The sequence below is a fragment of the Paracoccus limosus genome (assembly GCF_009711185.1).
GTDB classification, from domain to species: Bacteria; Pseudomonadota; Alphaproteobacteria; order Rhodobacterales; family Rhodobacteraceae; genus Paracoccus; species Paracoccus limosus.
In genome coordinates, this window is sequence record NZ_WMIF01000004.1 from 204374 (window position 1) to 218401 (window position 14028).

Annotated in this window: 14 protein-coding genes and 1 pseudogene; 7 read left to right on the forward strand and 8 right to left on the reverse strand. The window is 66.7% G+C overall.

Annotated features, from left to right (window positions below):
• Positions 1-24: 24 nt before the first annotated feature.
• From GL279_RS05035 to gmk, 6 genes are all read right to left on the reverse strand, one after another.
• Entirely contained in the window at positions 25-747 is a 723-nt protein-coding gene (locus GL279_RS05035) for an ABC transporter ATP-binding protein (protein ID WP_155063505.1), read from the reverse strand.
• Positions 744-1505, reverse strand: a complete 762-nt coding sequence (locus GL279_RS05040) for an MlaE family ABC transporter permease (protein ID WP_155063536.1) — start codon at positions 1503-1505, stop codon at positions 744-746. Before GL279_RS05040 ends, GL279_RS05035 begins: the two co-directional genes overlap by 4 nt.
• A gap of 11 nt (positions 1506-1516) precedes the next feature.
• Entirely contained in the window at positions 1517-2536 is a 1020-nt protein-coding gene (alr, locus tag GL279_RS05045; protein ID WP_155063506.1) for an alanine racemase, read from the reverse strand.
• A gap of 71 nt (positions 2537-2607) precedes the next feature.
• Positions 2608-3660 (reverse strand): ATP-binding protein, encoded by a 1053-nt coding sequence (locus GL279_RS05050; RefSeq protein WP_155063507.1) that lies wholly within the window; start codon positions 3658-3660, stop codon positions 2608-2610.
• Positions 3661-3705: 45 nt separating this feature from the next.
• On the reverse strand, positions 3706-4230 hold the full coding sequence (locus GL279_RS05055) for a gamma carbonic anhydrase family protein (RefSeq protein ID WP_155063508.1): 525 nt from the start codon (positions 4228-4230) through the stop codon (positions 3706-3708).
• Positions 4227-4859 (reverse strand): guanylate kinase, encoded by a 633-nt coding sequence (gmk, locus tag GL279_RS05060; protein WP_155063509.1) that lies wholly within the window; start codon positions 4857-4859, stop codon positions 4227-4229. Before gmk ends, GL279_RS05055 begins: the two co-directional genes overlap by 4 nt.
• Before the next feature lie 247 nt (positions 4860-5106).
• Here gmk and GL279_RS05065 point away from each other — a divergent pair, with 247 nt between their 5' ends.
• The gene (locus tag GL279_RS05065; RefSeq protein WP_246175159.1) at positions 5107-5910 is read left to right on the forward strand and encodes a PAS domain-containing protein; all 804 of its coding nucleotides are present in this window, start codon (positions 5107-5109) and stop codon (positions 5908-5910) included.
• 69 nt (positions 5911-5979) lie between these two features.
• Here the strand turns inward: GL279_RS05065 and GL279_RS05070 are convergent, their stop codons facing one another.
• Positions 5980-7386: a class II 3-deoxy-7-phosphoheptulonate synthase gene (locus GL279_RS05070; RefSeq protein ID WP_155063510.1), complete on the reverse strand. Its 1407-nt coding sequence runs from the start codon at positions 7384-7386 to the stop codon at positions 5980-5982.
• Positions 7387-7503: 117 nt separating this feature from the next.
• On the opposite strand from GL279_RS05070, the gene GL279_RS05075 reads away from it, so the two are divergent.
• The 6 genes from GL279_RS05075 to GL279_RS05100 all read left to right on the forward strand — a co-directional run bounded on the left by GL279_RS05075 (position 7504) and on the right by GL279_RS05100 (position 13860).
• On the forward strand, positions 7504-8505 hold the full coding sequence (locus GL279_RS05075; protein ID WP_155063538.1) for a GlxA family transcriptional regulator: 1002 nt from the start codon (positions 7504-7506) through the stop codon (positions 8503-8505).
• 134 nt (positions 8506-8639) lie between these two features.
• The gene (locus tag GL279_RS05080; protein ID WP_155063511.1) at positions 8640-9824 is read left to right on the forward strand and encodes an ABC transporter substrate-binding protein; all 1185 of its coding nucleotides are present in this window, start codon (positions 8640-8642) and stop codon (positions 9822-9824) included.
• A gap of 106 nt (positions 9825-9930) precedes the next feature.
• Positions 9931-10797 (forward strand): ABC transporter ATP-binding protein, encoded by an 867-nt coding sequence (locus GL279_RS05085; RefSeq protein WP_155063512.1) that lies wholly within the window; start codon positions 9931-9933, stop codon positions 10795-10797.
• Positions 10797-11507, forward strand: coding sequence for an ABC transporter ATP-binding protein (locus tag GL279_RS05090; protein ID WP_155063513.1), 711 nt, complete (start codon positions 10797-10799; stop codon positions 11505-11507). Before GL279_RS05085 ends, GL279_RS05090 begins: the two co-directional genes overlap by 1 nt.
• Before the next feature lie 3 nt (positions 11508-11510).
• Positions 11511-12512 carry a branched-chain amino acid ABC transporter permease gene (locus tag GL279_RS05095; RefSeq protein WP_155063514.1) on the forward strand — a complete coding sequence of 334 codons (1002 nt, stop codon included), beginning with the start codon at positions 11511-11513 and terminating at the stop codon, positions 12510-12512.
• Positions 12513-12522: 10 nt separating this feature from the next.
• On the forward strand, positions 12523-13860 hold the full coding sequence (locus GL279_RS05100) for a branched-chain amino acid ABC transporter permease (RefSeq protein ID WP_155063515.1): 1338 nt from the start codon (positions 12523-12525) through the stop codon (positions 13858-13860).
• Positions 13861-13906: 46 nt separating this feature from the next.
• Here the strand turns inward: GL279_RS05100 and GL279_RS05105 are convergent.
• A pseudogene (locus GL279_RS05105) lies at positions 13907-14028 on the reverse strand (IS5/IS1182 family transposase); the annotation flags it as partial.

Here is a 14028-nt window from a genome sequence, read left to right on the forward strand (position 1 = left end):
ATGGCCTGATGCAAATATATGCAGTCAAACCCCGCTTTGCGACTGTGGCGCCCGGCCGTGGATAAAGTCCTGCAGATAGCTGTCGGCGGCGGCGTCCATCTGCACGACCGTGCCCTGCCAGCGGATGCGGCCTTGATCCAGCAGCGCCACCCGGTCGGCGATGGCACGCACCGAGCCCATGTCATGGGTGATGGTGATGGCGCTGGCGCCGGTTTCATCGACGATCTCGCGGATCAGCCGGTTGATGCTGGCGGCGCGGATCGGGTCCAGCCCGGTGGTCGGCTCGTCGAAAAAGATCACCTGCGGATCGGCGGCTATGGCGCGTGCCAGCCCCGCCCGCTTGCGCATCCCCCCCGACAGGGCGGCGGGGTAAAGATCGGCGACCTCGGGGCCCAGCCCGACGCGCGCCAGCTTGGCCAGCGCCACCTGCCGCGCCTGCGCGCGGGGCATCCGCCGCAACAGCCGAAAGGCCACGTTGCGCCAAATCGGAAGGCTGTCGAACAATGCCGCATTCTGGAACAGCATGCCAAACCGGTCCATGAAATCCGGCCCGATCGGCGCGCCGTTCCACATGATGGACCCGGCGTCCGCCCGCTCCAGCCCCAGGATGCAGCGCAAAAGCACCGATTTCCCGGTCCCCGACCCGCCGATCACCACAAGGCTTTCGCCCTGCCCCAAGGTCAGGTCCACGCCGTCCAGCACCGTCTTGTCGCCAAAGCGCTTGGCCAGCCCCCGCACCTCGATCATCGGAAGAAGAGCCCGGTCAGCGCGAAATTGGCCGCCAGAATGCCGACCGAGGCGGCGACCACGGCGCTGGTCGTGGCCCGGCCCACGCCGGCCGCGCCATTGCCGGCGTGCATGCCGAACCAGCAGCCCGACAGCGCGACGATCAGGCCGAATGCCGCGCCCTTGACCAGCCCCGAGGCCACGTCCCAGAACTCCAGATAGGCCCATGAATTGGCGATATAGGTGGCCGAGTTGAAGCCCAGCGCGTTCACCCCCACCAGCCAGCCACCCATGATGCCGATGACATCGCCGATGCCGACCAGAAACGGCAGGCACAGGATCGCCGCCCAGACCCGGGGCGAGACCAGCCAGCCCACCGGATCGGTTGAAAGCGTCACCAGCGCGTCGATCTGTTCGGTGACGCGCATGGTGCCCAGCTCGGCCGCGATGGCCGAGGCCACGCGCGCGGCCACCATCAGCCCGCCCAGCACCGGGCCCAGTTCGCGCGCCATGCCGATGGCAACGATGGCGGGCACGACATCGCCGGCCTGAAACCGCTCACCGCCGGAATGGATCTGCAAGGCCAGCGCCGCGCCGGTGAAGAGCGCGGTCAACCCCACCACCGGCAGCGATAGCCAGCCGATGTGCAGCAACTGCCGCGCCAATTCGCCCGGATGGGCGGCAATGCCGGCAAGGGCGCGGGCGGCGAAGATCGTCACCGCGCCGATGCCCTCAAGCAGGCGCAGGCAGGCGCGGCCGACCAGTCGCACCGGGGTCAGCGCGGCGGGGATCACAGGTAGCGGCGCGGATAGCGGTGGCCAAGCGAGGTCAGGATCTCGTAGCCGATGGTGCCGCCCAGATCGGCGACGGCGTCGATGCCCTGACGGGCATTCAGGATCTCCAGCGCCTCGGGGACGAAGGGCAGATCGGTCACATCGACGGTGATCAGGTCCATCGAGATGCGTCCCACCACCGGGCAGGACCGCTCGCCAGCCCAAAGCCGCAGCTGCCCCTGCCGCGCCAGCGCGCGGGCCAGACCGTCGGCATAGCCCGCCGCCACCGTGGCGATGCGCGCCGGGCGCGTGGCGGTCCAGCTATAGCCATAGCCAACCGACTCGCCGGGCTTCACCTCGCGGGTCTGAATCACCGGCAAGGCCAGACTGACCACCGGGCGCGCCTCGGCATAGGGCAAGCCGCCATACATGCCGATGCCCAGCCGCACGAGGTCGAAATGATAGTCCGGCCCCAGCAGCGTGCCGCCGGTCGCCGACAGCGCGCGGGGCGCATCGACACCCTCGGTCATGGCGCGAAAGACCGCCAGTTGCTGGGCATTGGCGGGATGGTCGGGCTCATCAGCGCAGGCCAGATGCGACATGATCAGCTGCGGGCCGGCGGCCAGCGCCTCGGCCCGGATCGCGGCCCATTCGCCGGGCTCAAAACCCAGCCGGTTCATGCCGCTGTCCAGCTGGATGCCGAACTGCCCCTTGGGGCGCAGCGCGCGGTCGCGGAAGAATTGCTCGGGGGAATTCAGCACCGGGATCAGCCCGGTCAGATCCTCGCCCTCCATATGGCCCGACAGCACAAAGATGCGCGCATCCTCGGGCAGAAGGGGGCGGATGTCGCGGCCCTCGCCGGCCAGCGCGACGAAGAAATCCCGCGCGCCCGCCGCGTAAAGCGCCGGCGCCACACGCGCCGCGCCCAGACCATAGGCATCGGCCTTGACCACCGCGCCGGGCCGGGCGCCGGGGGCCTTGTCGGCCAGAGATTTCCAATTGGCCGCGATGGCCCCCAGATCGATCACAAGTGCCATGGACCCGACCGTCTCCCGTGTTGAGCGCGCCCCGTTCCTATGCCTTCGCGCCCGATTGTCAACCGCAGCCCCTAAAGCCGGCCGACGCTTTCGGGCAGCGTCACCACGAAACGCGAGCCCTGCCCCTTTTCGCTTTCGATGCGCAGCCGGCCGCGATGGCGGCTGACGATATGCTTGACGATGGCCAGCCCCAGCCCGGTGCCGCCCTTTTCGCGCGAGCGGTGGGTATCGACGCGGTAGAACCGCTCGGTCAGGCGCGGCAGGTGGCGTTCGTCGATGCCCTCGCCCTGATCGGCGACGGTGACCGACCATGCCGGGCCGCGCAGCACCGGCTCGTGTTCGACCCGGTTCAGCGACAGGGTGACGCCGCCGCCGCTGCCGCCATATTTGACCGCGTTCTCGATCAGATTGTGGAACACCTGCATCAGCTGGTCGGCATCGCCCGGCAGCATCACCTGCCCTTCGATGCCCTGCGCGGTGATCGTCACCCCGGCGGCGCCGGCGCTGGCCAGCTGGGTGGTGACGGCGCTGCGCAGCAGCGCGGCCAGATCGACGCTTTCCAGCGGCCGGCGGCGTTCGTCCTGTTCGACGCGGCTCAGCGACAAAAGATCGCCGATCAGCCGGTTCATCCGCCCCGCCTCGCGCTCCATGATGTCCAGAAAGCGGTCGCGCGCCCCGGCATCGTTGCGCGCAGGTCCGCGCAGGGTCTCGATAAAGCCGATCAGCGCCGTCAGCGGCGTGCGCAGCTCATGGCTGACATTGGCAACGAAATCGCGGCGCATCTGCTCGGTTTCCTCGTCGCGGGTGCGGTCCTCGATGGCGATGACGGCGCCGCGCCGCCCGGTCATGGTCAGCGGCGAGACGGTGACGGCGCAGAACACCTGTCCGCCCTGCCCGGCCAGCGCCACGTTCAGGCGCACCCGATCCGCCCCGGCCAGAACCGCATCCAGCGCGGCATTCACCTCGGGCTGGCGCAGCACCGTGACAAAGGGGCGCGGCGAGGGGATCGGGCCCAAAAGCGCCTCGGCCGCATCATTGGCGCCAAAGACGCGCGATTGCGCATCGACGACCAGCGTGGCAACGGGCACGGCGCGCAGCAATTCGCGCAGCTGTTCGGTGGTCATGTCCAGCGGCTCATCTGTGGATCTGGGGGCGGGGCGACAGGGGGATCAGACCTTGGGTCCGGGCAGCAGGCCCTTGTGAAAGCGGCGGGCGTTGGCGGCATAGCCCTCGGCGGATTTCAGCAGCCGGGCGCGGGCCTCGTCATCCAGCTCGCGGATGATCTTGCCGGGCGCGCCCATCACCAGCGAGCCGGGCGGGATCACCTTGCCCTCGGGGATCAGCGCCCCGGCCCCGATCAGCGAGCCCGCGCCGATGACCGCGCCATTCATCACGATGGCGCCCATGCCGATCAGCGAGCCGTCCTCGATGGTGCAGCCATGCAGGATGGCGCGGTGGCCGATGGTGCAATCAGCGCCGATGGTCAGCGGATAGCCGATGTCGGTGTGGCAGACGCTGAGGTCCTGCACATTGGAATTGCGGCCGACGCGGATTTCCTCGTTGTCGCCGCGCAGCACGGCGCCGAACCAGACGCTGGCGCCCTCTTCCAGCACCACCCGGCCCATCAGCTGCGCATCGGGCGCGACCCATGCGCCCAGTGTCTGCGGCACGATGCCGTCAAGTTCCCAGATCATGCGTTCTCCTCTCGCATCAGCGCCTGCACAAAGGGGCCAAGCCCCACCTGCCGGCCACGGCGCAGCCGCTCGGCGGTCAGGATGGTCTTCAGCGCCTCGGTGCTGGCCTCAATGTCCTCATTGACGATGACGTAATCATATTCTGCCCAATGGCTGATCTCGTCACGGCTCTTTTGCATCCGCGCGGCGATCACCTCGGGTCGGTCCTGCTGGCGCGCGATCAGGCGGCGCTCAAGCTCGGCCAGACTGGGCGGCAGCACGAAGATCGACACGACATGCGTCCCCAGCACCGAGGCGCGGATCTGCTGGCCACCCTGCCAGTCCACGTCGAACAGCGTGTCACGCCCGGCCAGCATCGCCTCTTCGACGGGGGCGCGCGGCGTGCCGTAGAAATTGCCGAAGACCTCGGCATGTTCCAGCATCTGGCCGTCGCGGACCATGATGCGGAACTGCTCGGGATCGCGAAAATAGTAATGATCGCCCTCGACCTCGCCCGGACGGGGCGCGCGCGTGGTGGCCGAAACCGAAAAGCGCAGGCTGGGATCCCAGTCCATCAGCCGGCGCGCCAGCGTCGATTTGCCCGCACCTGAGGGCGAGGACAGGATGACCAGAAGTCCGCTGCGTTCCATGCGTTCCGATCCCTTTCGCCCTGTCGTCTTGCGCCGCCTGAATGGCGCAGGCCGGGGGCCGGGGTCAAGACCCGCAGGGGCGCCTTGCGCGGTCGCGGCCCCCCGCCCCGACCCCGCCGATGCCGGCTAAGCCCCGAAAGACGTTAACCATTGGTAAAAGAATTCACTCGGCATCAGGCGGCAAAGGGGTTAGGTTTGACACTGTGTCACGAGTTTTGTTTTTTCTTACGGTCGGGTTGGTGTCGAGATGTCGGAAGATCTGGGCCAGAACGGGATGCATGATGTCGTGCATCCGCTGCGTCACAACGACAAGGGCAAGCTGCTGCATCTGGCGGATTACGAAACGGTCCAACCGGACCGGATCGTCGGCGAGTTGCGCGGCTATTGGGAAGGTCTGCGTCAGGGCCGTGCCATACCGGCGCGCGCCGATATCGAGCCGCGCGGCATCCGCAGGGCGCTGGATTACGCCTTTATCCTTGAACGCATCGCACCGGGCGCGGCCCGGTTCCGCCTTGCCGGCCGGCATCTGATCGACCTGATGGGCATGGAGGTGCGCGGCATGCCGATCTGTTCGCTGCTGAACACCAGTTCGCGCGGGCGGCTGTCGGATGTGCTGGAGACCGTGTTCCGCGGCCCGCAGATCGCCGAGATGCGGATCGAAAGCCCGGCCAGCTATGGCCGGCCGCAGCTGACCGGGCGGATGCTGTTCCTACCGCTGCGCTCGGATCTGGGCGACGTGACGCGTGCACTGGGCTGTCTGGTCGCCGAAGGCAGCGTCGGCCAAAGCCCGCGCCGATTCGACCTGATCGACGACGAGGTATTCCCGGTCATCCCCGGCGCCAAACTCTTGGAGCCCTCGGCCTCGGCCACCGGCTTTGGCGAGCCGGCGCGGCGCTGGCGGGGCGCGCCGCCGGCCAGCGCCACGCCGTCGCGGCCCGAACGGCCCCCGGCCGAACCGGCACCCGCCGCCCCCGCCGCTGCCGCCACGCCCGAGGAACGCCGCGCCCGCTTTCGCGTCATCGGCCCGGACAACCCGCCGCCGGCGCCCTGAGGCCCGATCCCGTTCAGACGTGAAAAAAGGCGGCCGTTGCGGGCCGCCTTTGCGATCTTCCGGGCCGGCTTAGCTGGCCTTGGCCTGACGCGCGCCGTCGATGCGGCGGTCGCGCAGTTCCTCGGCCACGAGGAAGGCCAGTTCCAGCGACTGGCTGGCGTTCAGGCGCGGGTCGCAGGCGGTGTGGTAGCGGTCCGACAGATCCTCGTCGGTCACCGCGCGCACGCCGCCGGTGCATTCGGTCACATCCTTGCCGGTCATCTCGAAATGCACGCCGCCGGGGATGGTGCCTTCGGCGCGGTGGACGTCGAAGAATTCGCGCACCTCGCGCAGGATCGAATCAAAGGCGCGGGTCTTGTAGCCGGTCGAGGATTTGATGACGTTGCCGTGCATCGGGTCGCAGGACCAGACGACATTGGCGCCCTCGGCCTGCACGGTCTGCACCAGACGCGGCAGGTGGTCGCCGACCTTGCCGGCACCGAAGCGCGCGATCAGGGTCAGCCGGCCCGGTTCGTTTTCCGGGTTCAGCTTGGCCATCAGCACCTTCAGATCCTCGGCCGTGGTCGAGGGGCCGCATTTCAGCCCGATCGGGTTCTGCACGCCACGGCAGAATTCGACATGCGCACCATCGGGCTGCCGCGTGCGGTCGCCGATCCACAGCATATGGCCCGAGCCCGCGACCGGCAGGCCGGTGGTCGAATCGATGCGCGCCAGCGCCTCTTCGTATTCCAGCAGCAAGGCCTCGTGGCTGGTGTAGAAATCCACCTGCCCCAGTTCATGCGCCGTATCCGAGGTCACGCCCGCCGCCGCCATGAAGGCCATCGCATCGCCGATGCGGTCGGCGATGTCACGGTAACGCGCCGCTTCCTCGCCGCCGGTGAAATCGCTGATCCAGCTTTGCACGCGGTGGATGTCGGCATAGCCGCCGGTCGAGAACGCACGCAGCAGGTTCAGCGATGCCGCAGCCTGCGTATAGGCCGCCAGCATCCGCTGCGGATCGGGAATCCGCGCCTCGGGGGTGAAGTCGAAACCGTTGATGATGTCGCCGCGATAGCTGGGCAGTTCCTGCCCGCCCACGACCTCGGTCGGGGCCGAGCGCGGCTTGGCGAATTGCCCGGCCATGCGGCCGACCTTGACCACCGGCAGCTGCGCGCCCCAGGTCAGCACGACCGCCATCTGCAGCATCACCTTGAAGGTGTCGCGGATGTTGTCGGCGGAAAACTCGCTGAAGCTCTCGGCGCAATCGCCGCCCTGCAGCAGGAAGGCGCGGCCTTCGCCGACCTGCGCCAGCGATTGTTTCAGGCGGCGCGCCTCGCCGGCAAAGACCAGCGGCGGGTATTTCGCCAGCTGTGTCTCGACCGCGTTCAGCGCCCCGGTATCAGGATAATCCGGCATCTGGATGCGCGGATAGGCGCGCCAGCCCCGCTTTTCCCATGCCTTGGCCGGGTTCGCGGAAGCCGTGTTGTGCTGTGCCATTATCCTGTCCTCCAAAGAAACGATGATCGCCATATAGTGTGTCGTTTCGCAAAGGAAAAGCCTTGCGCAGACCAGCAAGGACTGATGAATTACGCCGACCCTCAGACCAAGACCGACATGCCAGACCCCTCTTCAGCTGTCAGCCCGGCCAGCAGCCCGGCCGAGCACCGCCCACAGCGTTACATCTTTCTGTTGCTGCAACGCTTTACGCTGGTCGCCCATGCCGCGGCCATCGAACCCCTGCGGCTGGCCAACCAGATCTCGGGGCGGCAGCTCTATGAATGGAAGCTGATCGGCGAAAGCGGCGAGACGGTGCGCGCCTCGAACGGCATGGGCGTGGTGCTGGACGGCGGCCTGATCGAGACGCAGCGCAACGATACCATCATCGTCTGCGGCGGCGTCGATGTGGCGCGGGCGGCAACCCGCCCGATCCTGGGTTGGTTGCGGCGCGAGGCCCGGCGCGGCCCCCGCATCGGCGCGATCTGCACCGGCGCATGGGTGCTGGCCGAGGCCGGTCTGCTGGAAGGCCGCCGCGCCACCATCCATTGGGAAAATCAGGACGGCTTTGCCGAGAATTTCCCCGATGTCACGCTGATTCGCACCGTCTTCGTCGAGGATGGCAACCGCCTGACCGCCGCCGGCGGCACCACCGCCATCGACCTGATGCTGCGCCAGATTGCCCGCGACCATGGCACGGAACTGTCCAGCCGCGTCGCCGACCAGATGATCCATACCTCGATCCGCTCCGAGGACGACCACCAGCGCCTGTCGATCCCGACCCGGATCGGCGCCCGCCACCCGCGGCTGGCCCAGATCGTCGCCCGGATGGAGGCTAATATCGAGGATCCGATCAGCCCGGCCCGTCTGGCGCTGGATGCCGAGATGTCGCCGCGCCAGCTGGAACGGCTGTTCGCCCGCTATCTGGGCCGCTCGCCCAAGCGCTATTACATGGAAATCCGGCTGGAACGCGCGCGCAACCTGCTTTTGCAGACCGAGATGAGCGTGATCGCGATCGCACTGGCCTGCGGCTTTGCCAGTGCGGCGCATTTCTCGAAATGCTACCGCGCCACCTATGGCAGCACGCCCTATCGCCAGCGCGGCGCGGCGGCGGCGGACTGATCGCCGGAACCGGCGTCATTCTGTCCCAAGGTCACCACCGGCACGCGGCATTCTGCCCGCTCTGCAGGCTTTCCATTTAAGGCGACCGTCGATAACCTGTCTGACAGGACAATGTTCCACTCAGGGAGACGAAAATGAAAAAACTGCTTCTGGCCAGCGTCGCCGGCATGGTTCTGGCCGGTACCGCCGGGGCCGAGGAGATCAAGCTGGGCATCTCGGTCGGCCTGACCGGCCCGCTGGAATCCATCGCGCCCGGCATCCAGAAAGGCGCCGAACTGGCAATGAAGCAAGTCGGCGAAAGCGGCAAGCTGCTGGGCGGCGCCACCATCGCCCCGGTCGTCGCCGACAGCACCTGCGTCGATGCCGCCGCCGCCGTGGCTGCGGTGGAACGTCTGGTGACCGCCGACAAGGTCAAGGGCATCGTCGGCGGCATGTGCTCGGGCGAAACCATCGCCTCGCTGGAAAAGGTCGGCGTGCCGAACGGCGTCGTCATGATCTCGCCCTCGGCGACCTCGCCTGCGCTGTCGACCATCGACGACAAGGGCTTCTTCTTCCGCACCTCGCCCTCGGACGCGCGTCAGGGTGAGGTCATGGCCGACAGCGTGCTGGAAAAAGGCATCAAATCGGTCGCCGTGACCTATACCAACAACGATTACGGCAAGGGCCTCGCCGACAGCTTTGCCACCGCCTACAAGGCCAAGGGCGGTACCGTGACCATGGTCGCCGCGCATGACGACGGCAAGGCCGACTATTCGGCCGAGGTCGCGGCGCTGGCCGCAGCCGGCGGTGACGCGCTGGTCGTCGCGGGCTACGCCGATCAGGGCGGCTCGGGCGTCATCCAAGGCGCGCTGGACACCGGCGCCTTTGAAACCTTTGTGCTGCCCGACGGCATGGTCAACGAAAAGCTGGCCGAGAAATTCGGCACCCAGCTGGACACCTCCTTCGGCCAGAATCCCTCGGCCGAGGGCGAGGGTCACGACAAATTCGTGGCGCTGGCGAAAGAAGCTGGCTTTGACGGCACCTCGGCCTATTCGGGCGAATCCTATGACGCGGCTGCGCTGATCATGCTGGCGATGGAAGCCGCCAAGACTTCGGACCCGAAGGTCTGGAAGGACAAGGTGATGGACGTCGCCAACGCGCCCGGCGAAAAGATCTACCCCGGCGATCTGCCCAAGGCGCTGGAGCTTTTGGCCGCAGGCAAGGACATCGACTATGTCGGCGCCACCGCCGTCGAACTGCTGGAACCGGGCGAAAGCGCCGGCGTCTATCGCATGGTCGATTTCAAGGGCGGCAAGCTGAACGTGGTCGGCTACCGCTAAGCGCGCCTCTGCGACTGGTTGGGCCCGGAGAGATCCGGGCCCTTTTCCAAGAAATAACAGCCCGATAACGGGCATTCCTCGCGCAATGCGAAGGTTGGGGAGAGACATGATCCAGGTCCATGACCTGCACCGACATTTCGGGGGCTTTCGCGCCGTGGACGGCGCCAGCGTGACGATCGAGACCGGTTCGATCACCGGGCTGATCGGCCCGAACGGAGCAGGAAAATCCACGCTGTTCAACGTGATCGCCGGGGTTCTTAAACCGACCTCGGGCCGGGTTGTGATGGACGGCGAGGACATCACCGGCCTTGCGCCGCACCAGTTGTTCCACAAGGGGCTGCTGCGCACCTTCCAGCTGGCGCATGAGTTTTCCTCGATGACGGTGCGCGAGAACCTGATGATGGTGCCCGGCGCCCAGACCGGCGAGACGCTGGTCAACGCATGGCTGAAGCGCGGCCGCATCCGCGAGGAAGAGCGGGCCTTGCGCAAGAAGGCCGACGAGGTGCTGGAGTTCCTGACCATCAGCCATGTCGCCGATGAAAAGGCCGGCAACCTGTCAGGCGGGCAGAAGAAGCTTCTGGAACTGGGGCGCACCATGATGGTGGACGCCAAGATCGTGTTTCTGGACGAGGTCGGCGCCGGCGTGAACCGCACCCTTTTGGGCACCATCGGCGATGCCATCGTTAGGCTGAACAAGGAGCGCGGCTATACCTTCTGCGTCATCGAGCATGACATGGATTTCATCGGCCGGCTTTGCGATCCGGTGATCGTCATGGCGGCGGGCAAGGTTCTGGCGCAGGGCTCGGCTTCGAGCATCATGCAAAACGAGGCGGTGATCGAGGCCTATCTGGGCACCGGGCTGAAGAACAAGGTGGCGGCCGAAGAGGCCGTCGAGCGGGTGACGGGCGAAAGCCATGGCGCGCAGCCGGGCTTGGGCGACGAGGCCGGGGCCTTCGACGGGGAGAAAGGCTGATGGCGCAACCCTATCTTTCCGCGACCGACATGCGCGGCGGCTATGGCAAGGCCGATATCCTGAACGGCTGCACCCTGACTGTGGACAAGGGCCAGATCGCCGTGATCGTCGGCCCGAACGGCGCCGGCAAATCCACCGCGATGAAGGCGGTCTTTGGCATGCTGAACCTGCGTGACGGCGCGGTGACGCTGGGCGGCGAGGATATCACCGGCCTTAGCCCGCAAGAGCGCGTGCGCAAGGGCATGGGCTTCGTGCCGCAAACCCATAACATCTTTCCGACCATGACGGTCGAGGAAAATCTGCAGATGGGCGCCTATATCCGCGAGGACGATTATCGCGACACCATTGCCCAGGTTTACGAACTGTTCCCCGCCGTGGCCGACAAGCGCCGCCAGAACGCGGGCGAGCTGTCGGGCGGCCAGCGCCAGCAGGTCGCGGTGGGCCGCGCGCTGATGACGCGCCCCAGCCTGCTGATGCTGGACGAGCCCACGGCCGGCGTGTCGCCCATCGTCATGGACGAGCTGTTCGACCGCATCATCGAGGTGGCCCGCACCGGCATTTCCATCCTGATGGTCGAACAAAATGCCCGGCAGGCGCTGGAAATCGCCGATATCGGCTATGTTCTGGTGCAGGGCGCGAACCGCTATACCGACTCTGGCAAGGCATTGATGGCCGACCCCGAGGTGCGCCGCACGTTCCTGGGGGGCTGAGCCATGGATATCCTGAACGCGCTCGTGGCGCTGCTGAACTTTGTCGTGATCCCCGCCGCTGCCTATGGCGCGCAGCTGGCGCTTGGCGCGCTGGGGGTGACGCTGATCTATGGCATCCTGCGCTTTTCCAACTTTGCCCATGGCGACACCATGGCGCTGGGGACGGCCTTCGTCATTCTGGTGACATGGGGGCTGCAGGCGCTTGGCGTCTCGCTGGGGCCGCTGCCCACCGCGCTGCTGGCGCTGCCGGTCGGCATCGCACTGACCTCGCTGGTGGTGCTGGGCACCGACCGGGGGATCTATCGTTTTTACCGGCGCAAGAAATCCGAGCCGATCATTCTGGTCATGGCCTCGGTGGGCGTGATGTTCATCATGAACGGCGTCACCCGGCTGGTGATCGGCGTCGACGAGATCCGCTTTGACGATGGCGCGCGGTTCCTGTTCTCGGTCCAGCAGTTCAAGGCTTGGTCGGGCTTGACCGAGGGCCTGTCGCTGCGCGTGAGCCAGGCGCTGACACTGGTCATCACCGCCCTGGCCTGCTGGGCGCTGTTCCGCTTTCTGGCGCGCTCCAAGGCTGGCAAGGCGATGCGGGCCTATGCCGACAATGAGGATCTGGCCCTGCTGTCGGGGATCGAGCCCGAACGTGTCGTCCGGCTGACCTGGATCATCGCGACCGCGCTGGCGGTGACGGCGGGCACGCTTTACGGGCTCGACAAGTCCTTCAAGGCCTTCAACTATTTCCAGATCCTGCTGCCGATCTTTGCCGCCTCGATCGTGGGTGGCCTTGGCAATCCGCTGGGCGCGGTCGCGGGCGGCTTTATCGTCGCTTTTTCCGAGGTGGCGGTGACCTATCCGTGGAAAAAGGTCGCCGGCTATCTGGGTTATCAAAGCGACGGTCTGCTGCAACTGCTGTCGACCGAATACAAATTCGCCGTCAGTTTCGTGATCCTGATCGTCGTCCTGCTGTTCCGGCCCACCGGCCTGTTCCGCGGCAAGAGCTACTGAGGAGGCACCCATGTCGAACACCCGTCAGGCCGATGCCTCCAGCCGCTGGCGCGCGCCGGTGGTGCTTTTTCTGATCGTCATCCTGTTCGTGCTGGAGGGCACGACCCGCAATGCGCTGTTTTCGGGCAGCTGGAACTCGGCGCTGGCCATCCTGAACATGGGGCTGATCTCGGCCGTCATGGCGCTGGGGGTCAATATGCAATGGGGCTATGCCGGGCTGTTCAACGCCGGCATCGTGGGCTTTCTGGCCCTGGGGGCCCTCGGGCCGGCGCTGGTCGCCACAGCTCCGGTTCCGGGCGCCTGGGCCGCCGGCGGGCCGCGCATTCTGGCGGCGCTGATCGTAGGCTTGGGCACGCTGGCGCTGGCGGTGCAAGCATGGCGGCGCGTGCCGCGCCTGCGCGGGCTGGCCGTCACGCTGGTACTGGTGCTGGGATTTTTCGCCTATCGCTGGCTTTTCGATCCGGCCGTTGCGGCGATCGAGGCCAATAATGCCGCCTCGGCCGGCAATATCGGCGGGCTTGGCTGGCCGGTGCTGCTGTCCTGGCCGGTGGGGGCGCTGTTTGCCGCTGCCGCCGCATGGGGCGTCGGCAAGGTGGCGCTGGGTCTGCGCTCGGACTATCTGGCGATTGCCACCCTGGGGATCGGCGAGATCATCGTCGCGGTGATGCGCAATGAGGAATGGCTGTCGCGCGGCGTAAAGAACATGTCCGGCATCCCGCGCCCGGTGCCCTATGAGCTGGATCTGCAGGCCGATCCCGGTTTCGTCGCCTGGGCAGCCAGCTGGGGCACGGACCCTGCCACCGCCTCGGGGATCTGGGTCAAGCTGCTTTATGCCGGGCTGTTCGGCGCGGTGCTGCTGGCGCTGATCCTGCTGGCGGAACTGGCGCTGAAATCGCCCTGGGGCCGGATGATGCGCGCGATCCGCGACAATGAGACCGCCGCCTCGGCCATGGGCAAGAATGTGACCGGGAGGCATTTGCAGATCTTTGTTATCGGCTCGGCGGTGATCGGTCTGGGCGGCGCGATGATGGTGACGCTGGACGGGCTGCTGTCCCCCGGCAGCTTCAACCCGCTGCGCTATACCTTCCTGATCTGGGTCATGGTGATCGTCGGCGGCTCGGGCAACAACTGGGGCGCGGTGCTGGGTGCGGTGCTGATCTGGTTTTTGTGGATCAAGGCCGAGGTCTGGGGACCGGCCTTCATGCATCTGGTGACCGTGGCGCTGCCCGAGGGCGCGTTGCGCAGCCATCTGATCGACGGCGCGCCGCATATGCGCTTTATCGCCATGGGGGTGGTCTTGTTGCTGGTGCTGCGCTTTGCGCCGCGCGGGCTGGTGCCCGAGAAGTAAGGCAGGTTCATGGGGGCTCTGCCCCCAAACCCCCGGGATATTTAGGTCATGTTGACAAATGGCGGAGCCAGAGCCTGATGCAGGCGACGTCTACGAAGCCGAGGAAACTGTCTGCGGTTTTGTCGTAGCGGGTTGCCAGCCGGCGGCTGTTTTTCAGTTTGCTGAAGC